Source organism: Nocardiopsis sp. NRRL B-16309 (genome assembly GCF_001279585.1).
Taxonomy (GTDB): domain Bacteria; phylum Actinomycetota; class Actinomycetes; order Streptosporangiales; family Streptosporangiaceae; genus Nocardiopsis.
Genome location: NZ_LGEC01000090.1, coordinates 12,655 through 34,034, shown reverse-complemented (window position 1 = coordinate 34,034; position 21,380 = coordinate 12,655). Strand labels below are relative to the sequence as shown.

At 68.8% G+C, this 21,380-nt stretch carries 18 protein-coding genes, 1 pseudogene and 1 CRISPR repeat array; of the genes and pseudogenes, 11 read left to right on the top strand and 8 right to left on the bottom strand.

From position 1 onward, the window contains the following. Nucleotides 1-2: 2 nt before the first annotated feature. The 3 genes from cas5c to ADL05_RS20415 all read right to left on the bottom strand — a co-directional run bounded on the left by cas5c (nucleotide 3) and on the right by ADL05_RS20415 (nucleotide 5,273). Complete coding sequence (gene cas5c, locus ADL05_RS20425; RefSeq protein WP_231640835.1) at nucleotides 3-701, bottom strand: type I-C CRISPR-associated protein Cas5c; 699 nt, start codon at nucleotides 699-701, stop codon at nucleotides 3-5. Continuing rightward, nucleotides 698-2,890, bottom strand: a complete 2,193-nt coding sequence (locus ADL05_RS20420) for a CRISPR-associated helicase/endonuclease Cas3 (RefSeq protein WP_053618601.1) — start codon at nucleotides 2,888-2,890, stop codon at nucleotides 698-700. Before ADL05_RS20420 ends, cas5c begins: the two co-directional genes overlap by 4 nt. Nucleotides 2,891-3,149: 259 nt before the next feature. Then, nucleotides 3,150-4,260: a CRISPR direct-repeat array (repeat unit 37 nt; unit sequence GTTGCGATCCTCGGCCGCCCCGGAGGGCGACCGCCAC). 311 nt (nucleotides 4,261-4,571) lie between these two features. Beyond that, a complete protein-coding gene (locus ADL05_RS20415) occupies nucleotides 4,572-5,273 on the bottom strand; it encodes a DUF2637 domain-containing protein (protein WP_053618610.1) in 702 nt (233 codons plus the stop codon). Nucleotides 5,274-5,580: 307 nt separating this feature from the next. Between ADL05_RS20415 and ADL05_RS31910 the strand changes: the two genes are divergently transcribed. Beyond that, on the top strand, nucleotides 5,581-5,796 hold the full coding sequence (locus ADL05_RS31910; protein WP_053618600.1) for a helicase HerA domain-containing protein: 216 nt from the start codon (nucleotides 5,581-5,583) through the stop codon (nucleotides 5,794-5,796). 205 nt (nucleotides 5,797-6,001) lie between these two features. Here ADL05_RS31910 and ADL05_RS20405 read toward each other — a convergent pair whose 3' ends face one another. After that, a complete protein-coding gene (locus ADL05_RS20405; RefSeq protein ID WP_053618599.1) occupies nucleotides 6,002-7,342 on the bottom strand; it encodes a carboxylesterase/lipase family protein in 1,341 nt (446 codons plus the stop codon). 102 nt (nucleotides 7,343-7,444) lie between these two features. Here ADL05_RS20405 and ADL05_RS20400 point away from each other — a divergent pair, with 102 nt between their 5' ends. Then, the gene (locus ADL05_RS20400; RefSeq protein WP_053618598.1) at nucleotides 7,445-8,062 is read left to right on the top strand and encodes a TetR/AcrR family transcriptional regulator; all 618 of its coding nucleotides are present in this window, start codon (nucleotides 7,445-7,447) and stop codon (nucleotides 8,060-8,062) included. Nucleotides 8,063-8,373: 311 nt separating this feature from the next. After that, nucleotides 8,374-8,478: pseudogene (locus ADL05_RS31905) on the top strand (IS5/IS1182 family transposase); the annotation flags it as partial. 35 nt (nucleotides 8,479-8,513) lie between these two features. Here ADL05_RS31905 and ADL05_RS20395 read toward each other — a convergent pair. Beyond that, nucleotides 8,514-9,524, bottom strand: a complete 1,011-nt coding sequence (locus ADL05_RS20395; protein ID WP_082376630.1) for a LacI family DNA-binding transcriptional regulator — start codon at nucleotides 9,522-9,524, stop codon at nucleotides 8,514-8,516. A gap of 134 nt (nucleotides 9,525-9,658) precedes the next feature. On the opposite strand from ADL05_RS20395, the gene ADL05_RS20390 reads away from it, so the two are divergent. The 8 genes from ADL05_RS20390 to ADL05_RS20360 all read left to right on the top strand — a co-directional run bounded on the left by ADL05_RS20390 (nucleotide 9,659) and on the right by ADL05_RS20360 (nucleotide 18,228). Further along, the gene (locus ADL05_RS20390; protein ID WP_053618596.1) at nucleotides 9,659-10,846 is read left to right on the top strand and encodes a serine hydrolase; all 1,188 of its coding nucleotides are present in this window, start codon (nucleotides 9,659-9,661) and stop codon (nucleotides 10,844-10,846) included. A gap of 100 nt (nucleotides 10,847-10,946) precedes the next feature. After that, entirely contained in the window at nucleotides 10,947-11,867 is a 921-nt protein-coding gene (locus tag ADL05_RS20385; RefSeq protein WP_197285877.1) for an alpha/beta hydrolase, read from the top strand. A gap of 168 nt (nucleotides 11,868-12,035) precedes the next feature. Beyond that, nucleotides 12,036-13,787: a CocE/NonD family hydrolase gene (locus ADL05_RS20380; protein WP_053618595.1), complete on the top strand. Its 1,752-nt coding sequence runs from the start codon at nucleotides 12,036-12,038 to the stop codon at nucleotides 13,785-13,787. After that, nucleotides 13,784-15,427 carry an AMP-binding protein gene (locus ADL05_RS20375; protein WP_053618594.1) on the top strand — a complete coding sequence of 548 codons (1,644 nt, stop codon included), beginning with the start codon at nucleotides 13,784-13,786 and terminating at the stop codon, nucleotides 15,425-15,427. The genes ADL05_RS20380 and ADL05_RS20375 overlap by 4 nt, the downstream gene beginning before the upstream one ends. Further along, entirely contained in the window at nucleotides 15,424-16,212 is a 789-nt protein-coding gene (locus ADL05_RS20370) for an enoyl-CoA hydratase/isomerase family protein (protein ID WP_053618593.1), read from the top strand. Before ADL05_RS20375 ends, ADL05_RS20370 begins: the two co-directional genes overlap by 4 nt. After that, nucleotides 16,209-16,964 carry an SDR family NAD(P)-dependent oxidoreductase gene (locus ADL05_RS20365; protein WP_053618592.1) on the top strand — a complete coding sequence of 252 codons (756 nt, stop codon included), beginning with the start codon at nucleotides 16,209-16,211 and terminating at the stop codon, nucleotides 16,962-16,964. Before ADL05_RS20370 ends, ADL05_RS20365 begins: the two co-directional genes overlap by 4 nt. Further along, nucleotides 16,961-17,209 carry a zinc-binding dehydrogenase gene (locus ADL05_RS32315; RefSeq protein WP_197285876.1) on the top strand — a complete coding sequence of 83 codons (249 nt, stop codon included), beginning with the start codon at nucleotides 16,961-16,963 and terminating at the stop codon, nucleotides 17,207-17,209. The genes ADL05_RS20365 and ADL05_RS32315 overlap by 4 nt, the downstream gene beginning before the upstream one ends. A gap of 389 nt (nucleotides 17,210-17,598) precedes the next feature. Further along, complete coding sequence (locus ADL05_RS20360; RefSeq protein WP_197285875.1) at nucleotides 17,599-18,228, top strand: TetR/AcrR family transcriptional regulator; 630 nt, start codon at nucleotides 17,599-17,601, stop codon at nucleotides 18,226-18,228. A gap of 244 nt (nucleotides 18,229-18,472) precedes the next feature. Here the strand turns inward: ADL05_RS20360 and ADL05_RS20355 are convergent, their stop codons facing one another. Genes ADL05_RS20355 through ADL05_RS20345 form a run of 3 tightly spaced genes read right to left on the bottom strand, consistent with a single transcriptional unit; the run spans nucleotide 18,473 to nucleotide 21,281 of the window. Continuing rightward, nucleotides 18,473-19,693, bottom strand: coding sequence for a cytochrome P450 (locus tag ADL05_RS20355; RefSeq protein ID WP_053618608.1), 1,221 nt, complete (start codon nucleotides 19,691-19,693; stop codon nucleotides 18,473-18,475). Nucleotides 19,694-19,713: 20 nt separating this feature from the next. Next, nucleotides 19,714-20,946: an NAD(P)/FAD-dependent oxidoreductase gene (locus ADL05_RS20350; protein ID WP_053618590.1), complete on the bottom strand. Its 1,233-nt coding sequence runs from the start codon at nucleotides 20,944-20,946 to the stop codon at nucleotides 19,714-19,716. An 8-nt stretch (nucleotides 20,947-20,954) separates the two neighbouring features. Beyond that, entirely contained in the window at nucleotides 20,955-21,281 is a 327-nt protein-coding gene (locus tag ADL05_RS20345; protein ID WP_053618589.1) for a 2Fe-2S iron-sulfur cluster-binding protein, read from the bottom strand. Between the last annotated feature and the right edge of the window lie 99 nt (nucleotides 21,282-21,380).

Sequence of the window (21,380 nt, the reverse complement as noted above, 5' to 3'; positions counted from 1 at the left end):
GCTCATCCCCTCCCACCGGTGCGGACTCCGGCAGAGGCGGTGGGCAGCTCGGCTCCTTGCGGGGGAACCGCCAGGACCCCGTCCTCGAGTTGGGCGTGGAACCACCGGTAGGACTCACGGCCGTCCGTGTAGTCGATGCTGTGCAGCATCACCCCTAGGTCCTCGGTGTGGTCGATCGGGCCCCGGGTGGTGGCCTTGCCGAAGGAGGCGGAGAACTCCCGGGTGCCCAGGAAGGGTTGGGAGAAGCACGCGCCGCGTTGGATGCGTCGGCGGAACTGGTCGCGGTACTTGGCCTCGGGCGCGTCCGCGTGTGGTCGCATCCGCATCTGGGCGTGGATGCGGTAGGCCACATCCCGCAGGCACACCATGTTGCGCTGGTCGCGGTGCTGTTCGGCGTCGAAGCGGTGCTGGTGGTCGCTCATGGCCGTGCGCACCCAGTCCAGGGAGAGGGTGGAGTCCACCTCGTTGCGGCGGACGGAGAACCAGCGGATGGGGGTGAGCACCTCGATGGCCTGGACCTGGTAGGCGAACTCCGGTTTCCAGAAGATCGCTTCCAGGACCCCTTTGGCCGCGGATGGGGTCATGACGGGGTAGCTGAGCCGTTCGGTCTTGAACTCCGGGCGGGTGAAGCAGGCGTTGGGGCCCTGGATCTCCACCACCAGGGGTGGGTGTTGGCCGGGGCGGTGGCGGGGTCGGGTCAAAACACGTACTCCTTCGAATCGGACAACTCGATGCCGCGCTGATCGTCGTAATCGCCCAGCCATTCGACGAGGTCGCCCAGGACCGGGCTGGTCAGGTCGGCGTGCTTGCGGGCCAGGGCCTTGGGCAGGCTCGCAATGGAGGGCCGCAGCCGGCGCAGCAGATCGCCACTGCCCGGGGCGCCGGCACGCAGTCGGCCGATCAGGCGATGGCACTCGGCTTGTTCGGCTGTGTCCTTGGTGCTGTGCGGGACCACCACGGGGACGGTGTGCTCCTCGATCATCCGGAACAGCTCCGCGACCTTGGGAAAGTCGCCGTTCTCGCGCCGGTCCTGGATCGTGGCGCCCACCGCTTCGACGTTGGCGCGCGCGAAACGCTCGGTGTAGTAGGCGTCCATGACCGTGATGTCGTCGGGCAGGGCTCGGCCGGGCCCGAAGTACTCCTGGGTCACCCCCAGGGCCGGGCCGTAGATGCGCTGTGCGGCCTTGTCCCAGCCGTCGATGTCGAAGATGACCACGTCGCCTTGGGCCAGGTGTCCGTTGCGGTTGCACCGGCCGGCGGCCTGCTGCATCGCCTCGGCGGTCGCGAACGCGCGGAACACCATGGGAAAGTCCAGGTCCACCCCGGCTTCGACGAGCTGGGTGGAGACCACCGCCACCGGCTCGCCCGCTGTGAGGAGCGCGCGGATTTCCTCCAGGTGGCGTTTGCGGTGCGCGGAGGCCATGCGGGTGGACAGGTGCCAGACCTGCCCGCCCTCGGGAGCGCGGTGCTGCTCCATCAGGGTGTGCAGCTCGGCGGCCTGGGCTGTGGTGTTGCAGATGACAAGGCTCTGGCGCTGAGCCGCGGCGCGCTGGGCGACCTGGTCGGGGGTGGGCTTCGGGGAAATCCACCACTGGTAGCGGACCCGGTTCAGCGCCTTGTACAGCCGCTCCGGTTCGGGAATCAGGTCATGCACGGGCAGGTCGCGCACGACCTTGAGGTTGCCATAGGCGGGTTGAGTGGCCGAGGCCAGCAGCACCGTAACGTTGAAGTGCTCGGTCAGGGTGCGCAGCATCGACAGGATGGGCCGCAGCATGGCGTCCGGCAGGGCCTGGACCTCGTCCAGCACGAGCACGGACCCAGCGATGTTGTGCAGGCGCCGCATCGCGGCGGGCCGGTTGCTGAACAAGGACTCGAACAGCCGTACCGTGGTGGTGACCACGAACGGGGAGTCCCAGTTCTCCGCTGCCAGGCGCCGCCACCGCTCCGCCGCAGAGACGGCCTTGCCCGGCTTGTCCAGGTCGATGCCGCTGTGGTGCTCCAGCACCACGGGGGTGTGGCCGGGCCGGTCCAGCAGGTCGCGGTAGACCTGGGCGTTCTGCTCGGTGATCGACATGAACGGCACCGCCACGATGACCCGCCGTAGACCGTTGGCGGCCGCGTGGTGCAGCGCGAACGCCGCAGCGGAGAAGGTCTTGCCCGACCCGGTGGGTGAGGGAAGACGGTACAACCCCACCGGCCCCGCAGCGCCGGCCACGGCTTGGTCGTAGACCTCGTTGCGCAACAAGTTCACGGGCGAGGCCACGGCGTCAGCCAACTTCTGCTGCCGTGCGCTCTCGAACCGGCTCACCAGGTCGGCCGCGTTCAGGGTGTGCGGGGAGCGGGGCCGACCGTCGAAGTGCTCGGCGGTGTCGAGGTAGTCGGCGTCCACGACCGCGCTGAAGACCATGCGGACCAGCACGTCCACGGCCATCGGATCCTGGGTCTGCTCGATCCAGGCGGGCAGCCCGGGTCCGGTCAGGATTTCCGGGACGATCTTGCTGACCCGGTCGATGGCCTCCTCGACCTGCAGCTTGTACTTACCCTCGGCTTGGTCCAGTTCGTCCTTGAGCCGGGACAGCGACGGAAGCCCACCGTGGTGGCCGAAGACCACCCCGCAGAACACCGCTAGGCCCTGTTGTTCAGCCAGCCAGGTTCCGGCGTGCTTGTGCGGGATACCGACCCGCCCACCGCTGCGCTCGGCCCGCAGCAGCCCGTCCTGCCAGTCGCAAGCGCCTTTCCCCACGTCATGCAGATGACCCAGGTGACGGGCCAGACCAGCAGCCCGAAACACACTCGCGGCCTGTCCGGCACGACGGCCGGTTCCCTTCAGATGATCTTCCAGGGAGTGTCGTTTTCCCTGGTGGTTGACGCTATGCCCCCACAAGGCCACAGGTGCGCTCCAAGCCCAAATCGTTCACGAATGCCACGAGCAAGGAACCTACTGGAGGCCGACGACAATTCTCGGCACTTCAAGAAAAATGACAAAATAGACACAACGCAAAAGTCCCTAATTTCTCATTAGTTCCCAAAAATAGACAAATACCTCCAAACTCCTTAAAACTCTGGCAGGTGCAGTGCGAACCGAACCAGCACGACGGCTGGCAAGGCCACAACTGCTGCTTGGGGTGTACATGCTGGAAGCGGTGGTCGTTGCGATCCTCGACCCCCACGACTGGGCTCGGCTACGAGTGGGCCGTGGTGGCGGGGTTGCGATCCTCGGCCTCCCCCGAGGGCGACCGCCACACGGCGCAGCTCTCGGCGGCCGCCTGCAGAGTGTCGTTGCGATCCTCGGCCGCCCCGGAGAGCGACCGCCACCGCCGACGCGTCGTCGATGACGGGCCCGAGTCCCTCGTTGCGATCCTCGGCCGCCCCGGAGAGCGACCGCCACGCGCGGTGCTGCTGACGTCCTCGTTGGTCTCGTTGTAGTTGCGATCCTCGGCCGCCCCCGAGGGCGACCGCCACGGGCAGGTCGACGTTGCGTCTCGCGCCGCCGGGGTCGTTGCGATCCTCGGCCGCCCCGGAGAGCGACCGCCACGCAGGTGGTGCTGCCGTTGGGCGCCCCGCTGAGGGTTGCGATCCTCGGCCGCCCCGGAGGGCGACCGCCACACCGAAGCCCCTGGTGGACATGCGCGACGTGTACGAGTTGCGATCCTCGGCCGCCCCGGAGGGCGACCGCCACCTGGTCAGCGCTCCGGTCGGCCGTGTCGAACGGCATGTTGCGATCCTCGGCCGCCCCGGAGGGCGACCGCCACCGGAGGGCAGGAGGAGCCGTCCTCCGGCACGAAGTTGTTGCGATCCTCGGCCGCCCCGGAGGGCGACCGCCACACCTGGGCTCCGGGCGTGGTCTACATCTGCCACGGCGTTGCGATCCTCGGCCGCCCCGGAGGGCGACCGCCACGCCGGTTCTGGGGTGTGGTGGGCATGGGTCCCTTCGGTTGCGATCCTCGGCCGCCCCGGAGGGCGACCGCCACCCAGAGCATCACCCACACCGGTCAGGAGTGGTGGTGTTGCGATCCTCGGCCGCCCCGGAGGGCGACCGCCACTACCGGGGCGACACGGGGCACATCAACATTGTCGAGTTGCGATCCTCGGCCGCCCCGGAGGGCGACCGCCACCTCTGTGGTGTCGGCGGCGACGCCCTCGATGATGCGGTTGCGATCCTCGGCCGCCCCGGAGGGCGACCGCCACGGTCGGCAGCAGTCCGCGACCGTGTACTTGGACCTGTTGCGATCCTCGGCCGCCCCGGAGGGCGACCGCCACGGCGCGCAACCTGCCCAAACACCTTCCGAACCAGTGCCACGCGCTGATACAAGACCGGACACTACTCCCCATCACCGACGAAAACGAGCTAGGAACCTCCCCGAGATCCCACGATCACTTCCGGTTCTCAACCGCTCCTTCCGGGCCCGCGACGACACGTCCTGAGGCTAACTCTCACCATGCCGCATCAGAGATCTCTTCCCGCAAGTGTGAAGCCCCAGCACGGCTGTGCGCGGCGCAGGAACTTCTACCTCTCAGGCCGTTCAGGTCACACCGCATGGAGTTGTGTGGGGCTCACTCACACGGAGCACCTATCCAACCTTTGCGAGAACGCCTTCTCGTTGTCCTCGCTGCTTGACCAGTCGCCCCCAGCGCTCCTTTCGGCCGAAGTGCGCCGCGATCTCCTTCCCGCTCGGCAACCGCCCCGTCTCGCGTTGCTGCTCCAGCGCCCACTGCCAAGCTCGGTCCTGGAACGGGGACAGAGCCAGCATTTCTCCAGGCCCGCTGCCTGGATCATGCACGGTCTGCAGGTCGGCGACCTCCCCGGATTCCGATGCCCCAGAGCCCTGAGCTTCCTCTTCCTCTGCCCGCAGGGACTGGTCACGAGCTGCGGACGCAGTGCGTACGCTCCTAGCCGCCGTGCGGAACTCGCGCATGAGCAGCTCATACGCACCGATCAGCGCGAAGGACGGCCAGGCGTGGATGATCCGCGACCACATCGTGGGGTCGGCGACCGCGACGTTGGCCGCCAGCGACGCCCCGGATCCCATGATCAGCAGCGCCCAGGGCAGCAGACCGTCTTTGCGGCCGTGGCGAGCGTCGCTGAGCAACGTCATGGACGCGCCGACGATCATCCCGTCCACCGAGAGCGGGAACAGGCTCGCGCGCCACTCGGGTTCGCCGTGGCGCAGGGCGAGTTCGTACATGTGGGAGTAGGACACCACTGCGGCGATGCCAGCGAGCAGCAGCACGGCTGCGATGGTGACCCATCGTGGCCAACGGAAGGACTCCATCCCGATCACCCTTTCCTGGTGACCGAGGGATCTCCACGAGGCGGAAGCCGTCCGTCCGGACGGGGTGGGAGACGGGCGTCTCCCACCCCGGACTGGGAGATTTTTGGGAGACGCGAACGTCTCCCAACGGCTCCCAACCGCCGTGGAGGTCCCTCAACGGAACCCTCCGACCTGGGCGAACACTCGTCGGCGCAGGTCACCACGAGGCCGTTACTACCTCGACACAGTAGAGGCCATCAAGGACACCTGATCGAACCGCCCCTGCTGCAGGGCTGTTCTGTACGGGCTCAATGCCGGGTCCTCCGGGGTGGTGGTGTGGGACCGGTGGGCGGCTGACACCTACGACACCGTGGTCCTCGCCCGGTCCGGATCCGGCAAGTCCTATTTCTGTAAGCTGGACCTGCTGAGATCGCTCTACTCCGGGGTGACGGCTGCGGTCATCGACCCCGAGGACGAGTACACCCGCCTGACCACGGCTGTGGGCGGAATCGTCACCCTGCTCGGCGCTCAGGCGTCCATCTGAACTCTCTGGACCTTGCGCTTGACCGCGCGACCTCACGCGATGCCGTGTCGCGCCGAGCGCTGTTCCTGCACACCCTCATGGCGGTCATGTTCGGCGCAGGCCTATCAGCGCGTCAGCGCGCAGCCCTGGACCGGGCCCTGGTCACCACGTACTGGAAAGCCGGTATCACCGCCGACGAACGCACGCGGACCCGTCGGCAGGAACCTCAGCGGTACCAGTAGTGGATGGCGGGGGCGTCTGCCGTGAACCGCGGCCAGGGGGTGCCGGTGTTCGGGGTGCCGGTGCGGACGAAGCCGAGCCAGGCCGTGCGCAAGCGCCGTCCGAGGGTCTCGATGTCGTCCGGGCGGGCGCCGGCGAGCATCGGTGCGGTGGCCCAGTCGGCGTCGGTGCCGAAGAGGAAGGGCAGCTCGATGCAGTGAGCGGCGCCGAAGGGCGATCCAGGGGCGGCGTAGTCGAACCGGTAGGCCCAGACTCGGGCACCGGCCCCGCTCAACCGGCCGGCCAGGTGGCGGGTGGGGCGGGAGAAGACGGCAGCGCTCGCGACGCGTTCCACAGTGTCCGCGGCCGCCGCCCCCAGGACGGGGATCCGGCGCAGACGGCGCAGCGCGGGGTTCGTGGCGTAGAAGGCGCTCATCTCCTGCCCGGTGGTGCCGATGACGACGCTCAGGCCGGGCGCCCGCTCCGCGAGGCATGTGGCCCAGCGTGCTTCGTCCGGCAGCGGGCCGACACCTGCGACGGGCGCGAACCGCGGTGTCGTGTTGAGCTGCGACCTGCCGGCCGCCTCGCGTGCGACCTCGCTCTGGGCGGTCAGGACGTGGGCCAAGGGAGCGGTGCGCGGGTCCGTGCCGAGCCGGGCGTGGAAGCGCCGGGCGGCACGCTGGGCGGTGCGGGCGCTGCCCAGGCCCAAACCGGCCGGAACGCTCTGGATGATGGCCCGGCGGAACAGGCCCTCGGCGTCGGGCATGCCCAGCAGGCACTGCACGGTGTGGGCGCCCGCGGACTGGCCCGCCACCGTCACCGCGTTCGGGTCCCCACCGAAAGCGGCGATGTTGTCGCGTACCCACCGCAGGGCCGCGAGCTGGTCGGCCAGGCCCAGATTGCCCTCGGAGATTCCCGGGGAACGCAGGTAGCCCAGGACGCCGAGCCGGTGGCCGACCGAGACGACGACCACGTCACCCTCACGGGCCAGCCGGTGACCGCCGTAGCACTTCCATGATCCGGCGCCCGAGACCCAGGCGCCGCCGTGGAACCACACCAGCACCGGTCGGGCCCGATCGTCGGCCTGTGGAGTGGTGATGGTCAGGTTCAGGCAGTCCTCGTCCTGCTCGTGCCGCTCCGGCACACCCATCACGGGCTCCAGCCGGGACGGCCCCTGCGGAGCGATCGATCCGTCGACCGTGGCGTCCCGCTCCCTGCTCCAGGCGGGCACCGGCCGGGGCGGGGCGAACCGCTCACAGGTGGCATAGCGCACCCCGCGGAAGACGGTCAGGCCGCCCTCAGCCCGGCCGCGCAGCACGCCGTTATCGGTCTTGGCCCTGGTGAGCATGGCGTCGCCTCCGCAGATCACTCCATCGCAAGCTGACTTGCGATAAGGCCAGTGAAACCTCTGCCCGGAGGGATCGCAAGTCCACCTGCGATAATGAGAGACATGACACCACCCCGCCCGACCCCCTCTCACCGCCGCGGCGCAGCCGTACGCCAGGCCGTCCTGGAGGCCACCACCGAACTCCTGGCCACCGAGGGCCTGGAGGGGACCCGCATCGCGGACATCGCCGCCCGAGCCGGAGTCCACGAGACCTCCGTCTACCGTCGCTGGGGCACCCGGAGCAAGCTGATCCTCGAAGCCCTCTCCCACCGCCTGGACAGCGAACTGCCCCGACCGGACACCGGCTCCACACACGAGGACTTGACAACCTTCTTCACCGCGCTGGCAGCCTTCCTCGCCACGCCCACCGGCCGTGCGCTGGCCCGGATCGCCCTCGACCCGCAAGACGACGACACCCAGGCAGCGCAACTGCGCGGCCGGTTCTGGACCGACCGCCTCGATCGCGCCGGCCATCTGGTCCGACGCGGCATCGAGCGCGGCGACCTCCCGCGGGAGACCGATCCCGAATTCCTCCTCGAAGCTCTGGCGGGCCCGCTCCACCTGCGCGTCCTGCAACGCGGACAGCCCACAGGCCGCGACCATGTCCGCCGACTCGTCGATCTGGTCCTGGCCGGAGCCCGCTCAGCCCTGCCCGAGAACCACGAATGTCACGGCACGTAGAGTCGACTTCGGACGCAATCCCTGGCACACAGAGAGCAGGACTTGCACTCTGTCCGGGAGCGCTCGGGTCCTGTGTCCGGCCGGCCCGCGGGACACCTTGACACCGGGACCGAGTACGGACAGATCGTCTTGTCGGGGTTCTGCTCAGAACGTGGGCGGTGCTGGTAACGGCGCAGTATGACTGTCGTCGTGGAGGCGTTCTGAAACACCAGCTCCCACGGACCGGTGTTCACGTCGAAGTCCTTTCCGGAACCGACGGCCGCAGCCTCTACCTGGAGGAGCGCGGCCGAGGCGTGGTGGGAGGTCTTCGCCAACCCGAGCTGGACTGTTCGCGGTGCGCGGTCGACTCGCTGAACGTGCGTGCTCGGGGCGACCTGACAGGTCCGCATCCTGTCAACCGTGACCGTCCAGGCAGTCCGAGACGCTATGGACTCGACCACCGAACGCCACTTCATGCGACGTGATGCCTCATCGTGGACGCCCTCGGAACCACGATCGCCGACTCCAGGGTGGCAGAGAATTCCGGCTCGTCGATCGCCAGCGTCGCGGCGACGTTGCGCGCCACCAGGGCGGCCTCCTGGGAGAGGTTCAGTCGTATGCTGCTGAGGGCCGGTAGGGCGAGCCTCGCGATCGGCGCGTCGTCGACGCCGATGACGCCGACCTCGTTCGGCACCTCCAGATCGACCGCCCGAGCCGCGTTGAGCACCGCGGTCGCCGTGACGTCGCTCCAGGCGCAGATTCCGAGCGGGCGATGGGACCGACGACGCCAGGAGCGCAGCCTTGCCGCCACGGCATCCAGGTCGGGTTCTTCCACGGCCACCGACGCACTCCGAAGACCGTGGTCGCGACAGGCCTCCTTGAAGGCTTGGATGCGCATGTCCTGGAAGCGCTGTTCCTGCGGGTGGCTCAGCGCCATGAAGGCCAGCCGCTCGTATCCGCGTTCCAGGAGGTGCTCGACCTGCAGTCGCACGATCCCGGCCTGGCTGATCACCGTGGTGTCGTGCGGTCGCGGGTCGTCCAGCCACCACCTCACCTCCGGGACACCGGCCCGTTCCAGCGCGGCGGCGTCCTCCGGGCCGAGCGGCTCCATCGTGACGGCCACGGCCGCCGTGACCCTGGCGAGAAGCTCGGCGAGTCTGCCCTCCCAGTGGGCGCCTTCGTGCCGCAGGCACACCAGGCCGTGCCGGTTGACGAGCTGCCCCACCTCGGCCAACAGGTCGGCGAACCGGCCCGAACCCCACGCGGGCACCAGGACGATGATGACGGCGCCGCGACCCGCCCGCAGAGCACGTGCGGCCGGTGACGGCTGGTAACCGAGCTTCTGTGCCGCGGTCAACACCTGTTGGCGAGTGGTGTCGGTGATGCGAACGTCGGCGCGGCCGTTGAGCACGTAGCTGACGGTCGCTCGGGACACCCCGGCGGCCTTGGCCACGTCCGCGCTGGTGGGAGGTCGAGGGCTCACGCCACGTCCTTTCCCGCGTCACCGTTGACACGTGTAATCAGGTGGTCTATCTTTTGCCGAGTTCAGGTTACACGTGTCAACGATCACATGCGGCGACGCCGTCCGGATCGACCATCAGCCAGCCAGGAGACCCGATGCCCGGTTCCCCGCCTCATCCTTCACGGGCCCGTCGCCGCCCCGGCCCGATCGACGTTCAGGGCACCGTGGCCTCCGGGTTCGAACGCGTCGCGGACGCCTTCGCTGCCAACTTCGAGGTCCGAGGCGACACCGCCGCGTCCTGCGTCGTGTACGCGGGAGGGCAGGTGGCCATCGACCTGTGGGCGGGCACCACGCCGGACGGACCCTGGGGGCCGGACTGCCGCAGCGTCGTGTTCTCGGCCTCCAAGGGAGTGACCACCGTCTGCCTGCTCATGGCGGTGGAGGAGGGCCTGATCGAGCTCGACGCGCCCGTGACCCGCTACTGGCCCGAGTACGGCGCCCACGGCAAGGAAGCCACCACGGTCCGGCACGTGCTCGCCCACCGAGCCGGGCTCATGGCACCCGACGTGGACCTCAGCGCAGCCGACCTCCGGGCTTGGGACCCGATCGTGGGGGCACTGGCGGCCCAGACCCCGGCCTGGCGACCCGGAACGGCCTACGGCTACCACGCGTTGACCTTCGGCTGGCTGGCCGGAGAGGTACTCCGGCGCGCCACGGGCAGTCGTCCAGGCCAGTGGCTGGCCGCGCGCATCGCGGAGCCGCTCCGCGTCGCCATGAGCTACGGCGCCGACAGGGCCGCACCCGACGTCCGTGCGTTGGCCGCGCCGATGCCCGACCCCGATCCGATCGCCGCCGAACGGCAGGCACAGGCACTCGCCCAGCCCCTCGTGGAGCGCTCCATGAGCCTCGGAGGAGTCTTCGACCCCTACGACATGCCCGCCTCCGCGAACCGGCCGGAGTTCCTCGACGCCGAGATGCCCGGCGCGAATCTCGTCGCCAGTGCTCGAGGGCTGGCCCGGGTGTACGCCGCCACCGTCGGTGACGTCGCAGGAGTCCGGCTCCTGGCCCCCGAGACGGTCCGCGACGCTCGTGCCGTTCAGTCCCGCGGCACTCCGCACGTCGGCCCGGACGAAGGGAATCAATGGGGCACAGGTTTCATGCTCCACAGCCGCCGCCGGCCCATGGCGGGACCCGGCAGCTTCGGTCACGACGGTCTCGGCGGCCAGCTCGCCTTCGGCCACCTGGAATCCCAGACCGCGTTCGCCTATCAGACGATCCGCCCCGGAGGAGTCACCGACGACCGAGCCGAAGCCCTCTGCGGCGCCCTGCGCGCCTGCATCTGAAACTCACCGAACCCAAACCACGTCCAGCCACTCCCAACCGTTGGAGATCACCGTGCCCATCGACCCCATCCTCGAACCGCTCCTTTCCAATATGCCCCCGATGCCGGAAGAGATCGACGACTTCGATGTCTGGCGTGCTGAAGAGGGCGCGGCCGCCGACGTCCTGATGGACCAGATCATGGAGCCCGCACCGGACGGCGTGGAACGGCGCGTCGTCGAGCTGCCCGTCGAGGGCGGTTCGGTCGAGCTGCACGTCTTCACCCCACCCACGGCGGGTCCGCACCCGGCGCATCTCTACCTGCACGGCGGCGGGTGGATCGGCGGGTCGATCAAGCACAAATCCATCGACATCCTCTGCAGGGAACGGGCCGCCGGCGCCGACTGCGTCGTCGTCACCGTCGAATACCGCAAGGCCCCCGAGCACAAGTTCGGGGCCGGCCTCAACGACTGCTACGCGGCGTTGTTGTGGACCGCCGAGCACGCGGACGAGCTCGGTGTCCGGACCGACTCGATCAGCATCGGTGGTGGCTCCGCCGGCGCCAACCTGGCCGCGGCGGTGGCGTTGAAGGCCCGCGACGAGACCGGCCCGGCTCTGGTCCTGCAACTGCTGGAGGTCCCGGCCCTCGACCTCACCGCCAGCACGCCGTCCCATCAGCGCAACGCCACGGGCTACGGGCTGACGCATGACGGCATCAAGGCCTGCGTGCGGTACTACCTCGACTCTCCCCAGGACGCCCATCACCCGTACGCGTCACCGCTGCTGGCCCCGGACCTGTCCGGACTGCCGCCCGCCTACATCCTGTCGGCCGAGTACGACCCGGTCTGCGATGACGGCGAGGAGTACGCCAGGCGCCTCACCGAAGCCGGTGTACCGGCCACCTTCTCGCTGCAGCGCGGGCAGATCCATACCTCCTCCGCACTGACCAAGCTGCTGCCCGCGGCGCGCTCATGGCGCGAGGAGGCCCTGGCGGCGCTGCGAGACGCACACCGGCCGTACCCGCGTACCGCTTCCGCACAGTGACGACGGCCCGCACCGACTCTCCACGGACCTAGCAACCCAGGTTGCTAGGTCCGGGCGCTTGTGCGCAGGGCGGCGCGCCAGGTCGATCCCTTTTGGGTAATTGACAGGGTACTTAAGTACTGCGTAACGTACCTCACATCCTGAGCAGCCGTCAGATGAGGAACACCGATGCAGCACATCTACGACATAGACGTCCGAGTTCCGATGCGGGACGGCGTAGCCCTCGCCGCGAACGTGTGGCATCCCGCCGTCGGGCAGGCTCCGACGCTGCTCGTGCGCCTGCCGTACGGCAAGGACATCGCGTTCGGCATCGGCCATGCGCTCATGCCCGACTTCCTGGCCCTGCTAGAGGCGGGTTACGCGCTGGTGGTGCAGGACTGCCGGGGTACCTACCGCTCGGAAGGCCACTTCGTTCCGCACATGGCCGACCGGGCCGACGGCGAGGACACCGTCACCTGGATCACCGAGCAGCCCTGGTCGGACGGCGTGGTGGGCATGTACGGGGGGTCCTACCTCGGGATGGTCCAGTGGGAGACCGCCGTGACCGGCGTCCCCGGACTCAAGGCGATCGCGCCGGCCGTCACCTCGATCGACAAGTACGAGGCGCCGTGGTACTCGGCGGGCGGTGCACTGTCACTGAGCGTGGTCACGCTGTGGAACGCCCAGATGTACGCGGCTGACGCGCAGCGCTCCCTGGCGGCCGGCGAGGACGCTGCGGCTGACCTGCAGCAGCTCGGTCAAGCGGTCCTGTCCGCCGACTCCCTCAACGACGTCCTGCCGACGGCCTCGGTACCGGCCCTGTCGGAGTACGGGAAGTGGTGGGACGGCTGGATGGCGCACCCCTCCCACGACGGCTACTGGGACGCCATGGAGCTCACGCCCGAACTCGAGAACGTCACCGTTCCGGCGCTCAACATCGGCGGCTGGTACGACCTGTTCATCGGACAGACCCTACGCACCTACACCACCGCCCGCCGACAGGCGGGCAGCGCGCAGGCCCGCGAGGGGCAGCGGCTGATCATCGGTCCGTGGGATCACGGCCTCCTCGCGGATGGCGTCTATCGCGACCGCTCCTTCGGCCTGCTGGCCGGCGCCAGGATGATGGGCCTGAGCGATCTGCACGTGAAGTTCTTCGACCGCTGGCTGCGGGGTGACACCACCGCCCTGGACGACGTGGCGCCGGTGAAGATCTTCGTGATGGGCATCGACCAGTGGCGCGACGAGCAGGAGTGGCCGCTGCCTGACACGAGGTGGAGCGACTTCCATCTGACGAGCGTCGGCCACGCCAACACCGCGGACGGCGACGGCGTGTTGACGACCGAGGCGCCGACCAGCGCGGAGCACGACACCTACCTCTACGATCCGCGCCGTCCGGTTCCCTCGGCCGGCGGGGCGTCCATGCCGACGACGCCGGGGTTCTGCGGCCCGGTCGACCAGCGAACCGTCGCCGGCCGCGAGGACGTCCTGTGCTTCGCCACCCCCGTCCTCGAGGAGCCCGTCGAGGTCACCGGTCCAGTCAGCCTGACCCTGTTCGTCTCCTCCTCGGCGGTGGACACCGACTTCACCGCCAAGCTCGTCGACGTCTTCCCGGACGGCAGGGCCTTCAACCTGTGCGACGGGATCCTGCGCGCCCGCTACCGCAACGGCCTCGCCACCGAAGAACTGATGGACCCCGGCACCGTCTACGAGATCACCGTCGACATGACCGCCACCGCCAACGTGTTCCTTCCCGGTCACCGCATCCGCCTGGACGTCCCCAGCAGCAACTTCCCCCGCTACGACCGCAACACCAACACCGGCGGCGTCATCGCCCGTGAGAGCGAGGAACAGATGATTCCCGCGGTCAACCACATCCATCACGGGCCGGATCACCCCAGCCGCCTGGTCCTGCCCATCATCGACCGGAAGGACCAGCGATGAGCGCCGCCGACCGAGTCTGCGAACTGAACGCGACATTCACGGCCCCCACTCTCAACGTGGCCTGGCTGCTGTGCGACCAGCACCCCGCCGACCGTGTCTGCTTCACCGTCGTCGAGAGCACCGGTGAGGCCGCGACGCTGACCTTCGGCGATCTCGCCGCGGACTCGCACCGCTACGCGAGGGCACTGCAGGGGCTTGGTGTCGGTCCGGGCGACAGGGTGGCGACCTTGATGGGCAAGAGCACCGATCTGATCACCGTCATCCTCGCGATCTGGCGGCTCGGCGCGGTCTACGTCCCGCTGTTCACCGCGTTCGCGCCCCAAGCCATCGCCCTGCGCCTGGAGGGTTCGGGTGCGCACGTCGTGGTCACCGACCCGGACCAGCGCCACAAGCTCGACCCGGGCCCCGACATGCCGGACGATCCTCAGCGCCGCGTCGTCGTCACCGGAACCAGCGCTGCACCCGCTGACGCGTCACTGATCGACCTTGTCGCGAACGCGTCGCCCGAGCCGGTGCCCGCCCTGACCACGAGCGGCGACGGACCCCTCGTGCACATGTTCACCTCCGGCACCACCGGCAAGCCCAAGGGGGTCATCCACCCCGTCTCCTACATCGCCGGATGGCAGGTCTACCTGGAGTACGCGCTCGGCGTCACCCCGGACAGCAGCTACTGGTGCGCCGCCGACCCCGGCTGGGCCTACGGACTGTACGCGGCCATCGTCGCTCCGATGGCCGCGGGCATTCCCAGCCTGCTGTTGTCCGGCGGATTCTCCGCCGAGACGACCTGGCGCACCCTCGTCGACCGCCGGGTCACTGACTTCGCCGCCGCCCCGACGGTGTACCGGGGACTGCGCGCCGCGTCGGTGCCGGTGCCACAGGGGCTGCGGCTGGAACGAGCGTCCAGCGCGGGCGAGCCCCTGACTCCTGAGATCAACGAGTGGGCCGACTCCGCGCTCGGCGTAGCCGTGCACGACCACTTCGGCCAGACCGAGGTCGGAATGACCTTGGCCAACCACCACCACCGCGAACTCGCACGCCCCCTCAAGACGGGATCGATGGGTCGGCCGGTGCCCGGCTGGAGCCTCACCGTCCTGGCCGACGACAGGGACGAGCCCGCTGGGGCGGACATCCTCGGCCGGGTCGCGATCGACGTCGCGGCGAGCCCGCTGATGACCTTCCGCGGCTACCAGATCCCGGGGCAGAGCCACACCAAGTTCAGCGCCGACGGCCGCTACTACCTCACGGGCGACGCCGGCCGGGTCGACGACGACGGCGACTTCTTCTTCTCCTCCCGCGACGACGACGTCATCATCATGGCCGGCTACCGGATCGGGCCCTTCGAAATCGAGAGCGTCCTCGCCCAGCATCCCGCTGTCGCCGAGTGCAGTGTCATCGGCGCGCCCGACGAGGTCCGCGGAGAGATCATCGAGGCGTACGTCGTCCTGCGAGAAGGCACCGACGCCTCACCGGACCTGGCTGGCGAGCTCCAGACGCTGGTCAAGACCCGGTATGCCGCCCACGCCTACCCGCGCACGATCCACTTCCTCGACGCCCTGCCCAAGACACCCAGCGGCAAGATCCAGCGCTACCTGCTACGCGAACGCCGACGGGCCGAAGCCGCCAACCCGGAGCCCCGTTGACAGACACCGATCCTCTGCTCGTCGAGCAATGCGGCACGGTCCGATGGCTGCTGCTCAACCGCCCCGAGCGGCGTAACGCCCTCGACGCCACTCTCATCGCAGCCCTGGACCAGCAGATCACCAGTGCCGAAGACGACCCCGGCACAGCGGTCATCGCCGTGGCAGGACAGGGACCGAGCTTCTGTGCCGGCGGGGACTTCCAACAGTTCCTGGAACTACATGAGCGCGGCGAGAACCCGGTCGACTTCCTGGCGGACGTATCGGCCTGCTTCGACCGCATCGCGGCAAGCCCCAAACCGTGGGTCGCCGTCCTGCACGGTCACACCGTCGCCGGCGGACTCGAACTCGCACTGGCCTGCGATGTTGTTGTCGCCGCCGAGACCACGCTGATCGGCGACGGCCACCTCAAGCGGAGACTGGTACCCGCCGCCGGGTCGAGCGTGCGACTGCCCGACGCGGTCGGACGAGGCCTGTCGCGCTGGCTTCTGCTCACCGGCGAACTTCTGCCCGCGACCGCTTTCGCCCACACCGGCTGGATCGGGGCGATCGTGCCCGAGGCGGACCTCGACGCCACCGCCACCCGCATCTGCCGACAACTGGCCGACCGCAGCGGCCCCGCCCAGCAGCGGCTCAAGACGCTGCTGCACCGGATCGACGGCCTCACTCCCGAGGACGCCCTGCGTGCGGAACTCGCCATCTTCGCCGACAACTGGTCGGCGAGTTCGGTGGCCGACGCCCTGCGAGACTTCCTCGCACCAAACACCAAGAAGGCGGACCACACGTGAATCGCTACCAAGGACGTGTCGTCGCCATCACGGGGGCCGCACAAGGTCTCGGCCTCGCCATGGCGATCCGGTTCGCAGCGGAGGGCGCCACGGTCGCGCTGGCCGACGTCAACGAACAGGTTCTCACCGACGCCGCCGGGACCGTCGCCGAATCCCATGCCAGACTCCGCACCGACGTGGTGGACGTGACCGACTCGGGCCAGGTCGGTGCCTGGATCGACCGCGTCACCGCCGAACTGGGCCGCCTCGACGTACTCGTCAACAACGCCGGCATCATCCGCGACAACCGCGTCGAGGACATCACCGACGACGACTGGCACGCCGTCATCGACGTAAGCCTCACCGGTGGCTTCCACTGCGCCCGCGCCGCGTTCGGCCCCATGAAACGCCAGGGCTACGGACGCATCGTCAGCTTCGCCTCCATGTCCTGGCGCGGGAACTTCGGCCAGACCAACTACGTGGCCGCCAAGGCCGGCATCGTCGGCATGACCCGCACCCTCGCACTCGAGGGCGCCCGCGACGGCATCACCGCCAACGCCATCGCCCCCGGCCTCATCGACACACCGATGCTGGCCTCGATGAACGGCTCCGCACGCGACAAACTCACCAACAAGGTCCCCATGCGCCGCACCGGCAGACCCGAGGACATCGCCGAAGCCGCGGCCTTCCTCGCCAGCGAACCCGCTGGCTATATCACCGGTGTCGTCCTTGACGTGGACGGCGGCATCTCCATCGGATCCTCGATCCGGTGACCGCGGCCGCGAGCCCGCCGGACGAGAAGAAGGCCGAACCGGCCCGATCCGTAGGAGCACAGGAGGTCGTGGGAGCCGACGGATTTCTTGACGAAGTCAGGGCCCTGACGGACGGCCGGGGAGCAGACCTCGTGCTCGACCCCGTCGGCGGGGATCGCTTCCCGGCCTCGTTTCGTGCGCTGCGGCGCGGCGGGGGCGCCTCGTCCTGGGATTCGCGGTCCGGGACACCCCGACCGTCAAGGTGAATCGCCTGCTGCTGACCAACCCCTCCGTGCTCGGAGTCGGGGTGGGCGAGTACTGGCACCAGGATCCGGATGCCGCCCGCACCCATGGGCACGAACTCTGGGCCTTGCTGACGTCCGGCCGGTTGGACCCTTCGCGGCGATGTGGCGCTCGGCAAGTGAGCTCACGGCGGCCGCCTGGGTCCGTTCCGGCAGCCTTGTCCGGACGTCACTCGGGGCACTGCCTGCGGGTACGTTAACCGGTACGCTGGTACGTGTTTGTATGGGTCGGCCTTCCGGCCCAGACGACCAGATGCCGCTTCAGACGGAGACGATCGTGGGGGATTGCTGCGATGACGGCCCAAACTGACTCGCGTGACCGACGCCCGCGCCGAACGGCACGAAGGCGGGTCGTGGACACCGGTCGGCGGGACGAACTGCTGCGTCAGGCCGAGGCGATCATCCTGGCCGAAGGCTTCACCTCGGTGACCATGGACGAGCTCGCCCAGCGGCTGGGGTGCTCCAAGGCGACGCTGTACAGCCTCGCCTCCACCAAGGAACAGCTGGTGCTGGCGGTCGCCCGCGCCTTCTTCCGGGATGCGACAGCCGAGATCGAGCAGGCCGTCCAGGCCGAGCCCGACGCCAGGCAACGCATCCGCGTCTACCTCGCCAGCGTCGGCACGGCCATGCGACGGCACTCCCACGCTTTCTACGACGACATGGTCGGCTACGAACCGACCGCGCAGATATACCGCAAGAACTCCGCCGCCGCGGCCCACCGGGTCCACGAACTGATCGACGAGGGCGTACGGACCGGCGTCTTCCGCGCGCTCAACGGGCATTTCGCCGCCCAGGTCGTGGCAGTCACCGTCGACGCGATTCAGTCGGGGATCCTCCTGGAGAGGACCGGCCTGACGGCCGGCGACGCCTTCTCCGAACTCGGGGACCTCCTGCTGGACGGGCTCAGCTCGGCACAGGGCCCTTCCGAGCCTCCCGCCACAGCTGACCGGACACCCCGGGATCAGGTCTCGGCGCCCAGGTGATCTCCAGTCGTTTGCGGGCGAGGAGTTCCAGGACCCAGGCGGGTTCGGCCTCCTTTCGAGCGACCGCCCGAAGTCGTCCCAGTGCACCGGGAGGACGAGGTCGGTTGTCGCCCAGGCCGAGCAGGTCCGCGGCTCGGATGCGCTCAGCGATCTTCCACACCCGGGCGGCCCGGTTGTCGTGCACCGTCCCGGGCAGCGACTGCGCGATCCAAGGCCACGTCTACAGGGCACTGCTGGTGGACGTCTATGCAGGCTCCCAAGTGACCGGCAGTTCGGTGAGCCCTCGGAACACCCATCCATTCCACTGCTCAGCCCGGTGTGGGTCAGTGGTCAGCCGCGGGATACGTCGATAGAGCAGTGGCGCCGCGACTTCACCTATGGAGATGCGGGCCGCCCAGTGGCCAGCGCACAGGTGGGCGCCAGCGCCGAACCCGAGGTGGGGCTTCTTCTCGCGTGCGAAGTCGAACTCGTCGGCGTGGTCGAACGCGGCGGGATCCCTGTTGGCCGCGCCCACCACGACACCGATCCCTGCGCCTGCGGGCAGCTCGATCCCTTCGAGGACCGTTTCTCTCGTTGTCTGTCGGGGGTACATGCCGATGGGCGACAGCCAGCGGACGGCTTCGTCGAAAACCGTCGGCCACCGAGATGGGTCCGCCAGCACATGATTTCGCTGCTCCGGATGCCGGCTGAGCGCCCAGACGATGTTGGTGACCATGTGTTGCGGCTCGTTCATGCCGCCCGAAATGGTGAGCTTCACGTTGGCGCGCACGGCTGCTTCGGGCAGGCTGCTGGTCACCATCGCCGACGTCACCGAGCCGTCTGGGTTGTTCCGGTAGTAGGGGATGAGCTCGTCGAGTAACGCATCGACCTCCGCTTGGGCGGCCTCGCATCGGGCCCAGATCTCGGGATCGTCGTGAATGTTGCCGATGCCGGCGATGAAGGCATGCGACCAGCGCGTCATGTCGGTCGGCGATGCGCCCTGGAGCCCGAGCATGTCGATCAGGTTCTGGGCTGCGAGCGGTGCGGCGTAGTCACGGTTGAGGTCGGCTTCGCTGGGCCCGCGCTCGAGCAGTGCGGCAAGGTGAGTCTCCGCGTTGCGCTCGAACAGGGGAAGCCAGTTCTGTCGCACGTTCTTGGGCCGCATGCACGGGTTGATGGTCTTGCGCTCAGCGGCGTGCTCGGGGTCATCTTTCCGCAGCATCGGCTGGGCGCCCAATGCGCGGGCCATGGTTGCGCCGCTGCCGCCGACGCTGGCGGAGTAGGTCAATTGGTCCGCCTCAATCGCCCAGCACCCTGTGAACGAGGTGACCAGATAGCGATCCATCACGGGGACCCACACGACGGGGCCTTGCTCGCGCAAGCGACGGTAGGTCGGATACGGGTCGCGCAACATCGTCTCGGGATCAACCCAGTCCGCGACGGCGGCCGACTGTGGTTGTGCGGTGGGAGAGTCTGTGGTGGTCATCGTGATCAACTCCGGGGGTCTCAGTTCGCCGGGGCGAGATGCTTCGCGTGGTCCTGGAGGCTGAAACCGGGTTCGGCGACCTCCTCGGCGGTCAGGGGATGTTGCGAGGCGAGCACCCGACGGGCGGCGATGTGGTCCTTCGGGTTGTTGAGCGACTCGACGGCGGCCAGGCGTCCGTCTCGGAAGCAGAAAACCGAGAAGCGTGATCCGCTCAGGTCGCCCGACACCCCAGTGCGGTCGCCTGGCATGGCGAGGCCCGCGATCTGCAGGCGGAGAGGGCCCTGGTTGCTCCAAAACAGCGGCAGTGCGGCATAGGGTGCGGGGTGTCCGGCGATCGCTTTGGCGACGTGTCGGGCTTGATCGTTAGCGTTCTGCACCGACTCGAGGCGCAGTCGCGAGTATGGCGCGTCGCCCGGGAAGCTGGCGCAGTCGCCCACGGCGTAGATGGCCGAGTCAGCTGTCCGGAGAAACTGGTCGACGACGATGCCGTTGTCGACGGGCAGGCCGGCCGAGCGCGCGAGCTCGTCGCGCGGAACGACTCCGATGCCCAGGAGCACGAGGTCCGTTGGATATGCGCGGCCGCTCGTGCCGACCGCGGCCGTGACCGTGCCGACGTGTCCCAAAACGCCCGCGAGGCCCTCGCCGAGCCGGAGGTCGGTGCCCATATCGCGATGCGCTCGGGTGAGGTGGTCCGACATGTACGGCGTCAACGCTCGGCTCATGGGCTTCTCGGCCGTCTCGAGGACGGTCACATCGAGCCCGCGTTTCCGCGCCGCGGCAGCGAATTCAAGCCCGATGAAGCCGGCGCCGACGACAACGACGGAGTCGGCCTTGGACACGTCCTTGCGAAGGCCTCGCGCGTCGCCCAGGGAACGGAGCTGACGCACGCCACGGAGATCCGTTCCGGGTATCGGCAGGTGCCGTCCGGTGGCGCCGGTGGCGAGCACGAGCGCCGAGTAGTCCAGGACATCACCGTTGCCCAGTGCAACGCTTCGGCCGAGCCTGTCGATGTGGGTCGCCTGGACGCCGCGCCGAATGTCGATCGCGTTCTCTGCGAAGAACCTTTCACTCCGCAGCAGGAGCGGTCCCTCATCCTGCCCGGCGACGAAGTCCTTGGACAGCGGCGGCCGCTGATAGGGGTGCTCGTGCTCTTCTCCCACGAGGGTGATCGCCCCGGTGAACCCCTCGGCTCGCAAGCTGGAGGCGACCTGCACTCCGGCGTGTCCAGCCCCCACGATGATCACATGGCTCATGTCGAACCTCAGACCTGGCTCTCGGGGACGTCGACCTCGATGTCGGTCACACCGGGACCCACGGTGATCTGACAGGCCAGGCGGCTCCGGACCTGGTCGCGCGGTGTGACCGTGCAGTCGAGCATCTCGTCCTCGTCCTCTCCGATCGAGCCGAGCGCCTCGAGGTAGGGCTCCCGTACGTAGACATGGCAGGTCGCGCACATCGCCTGCCCGCCGCACTCCCCCACGATGCCCGGGACGCTGTCGTGGACGGCTGCACGCATGAGGTTGGCACCTGCGTTGACCTGCAGAACGCTGGCGCGTGTGCCGGCGTGATGGAAAGTCACCTTGGGCATGGGCACCCCTCTTGTCGAGACGGTCCGCTTCTTCGGAACCCGGTCTGCGCGTCGTCGATCCATGGTCAGCCGCAGCCACTCCCAAGTAAAGAACAGGAT

What these genes read in the sequence shown, in the direction of transcription:
- ADL05_RS20415 (WP_053618610.1), bottom strand. Translation starts at nt 5,273, where the DNA reads ATGGAGTCCTTCCGTTGGCCACGATGGGTCACCATCGCAGCCGTGCTG.
- ADL05_RS20405 (WP_053618599.1), bottom strand. Translation starts at nt 7,342, where the DNA reads ATGCTCACCAGGGCCAAGACCGATAACGGCGTGCTGCGCGGCCGGGCT.
- ADL05_RS20400 (WP_053618598.1), top strand. Translation starts at nt 7,445, where the DNA reads ATGACACCACCCCGCCCGACCCCCTCTCACCGCCGCGGCGCAGCCGTA.
- ADL05_RS20390 (WP_053618596.1), top strand. Translation starts at nt 9,659, where the DNA reads ATGCCCGGTTCCCCGCCTCATCCTTCACGGGCCCGTCGCCGCCCCGGC.
- ADL05_RS20385 (WP_197285877.1), top strand. Translation starts at nt 10,947, where the DNA reads ATGCCGGAAGAGATCGACGACTTCGATGTCTGGCGTGCTGAAGAGGGC.
- ADL05_RS20380 (WP_053618595.1), top strand. Translation starts at nt 12,036, where the DNA reads ATGCAGCACATCTACGACATAGACGTCCGAGTTCCGATGCGGGACGGC.
- ADL05_RS20375 (WP_053618594.1), top strand. Translation starts at nt 13,784, where the DNA reads ATGAGCGCCGCCGACCGAGTCTGCGAACTGAACGCGACATTCACGGCC.
- ADL05_RS20355 (WP_053618608.1), bottom strand. Translation starts at nt 19,693, where the DNA reads ATGACCACCACAGACTCTCCCACCGCACAACCACAGTCGGCCGCCGTC.
- ADL05_RS20350 (WP_053618590.1), bottom strand. Translation starts at nt 20,946, where the DNA reads ATGAGCCATGTGATCATCGTGGGGGCTGGACACGCCGGAGTGCAGGTC.
- ADL05_RS20345 (WP_053618589.1), bottom strand. Translation starts at nt 21,281, where the DNA reads ATGCCCAAGGTGACTTTCCATCACGCCGGCACACGCGCCAGCGTTCTG.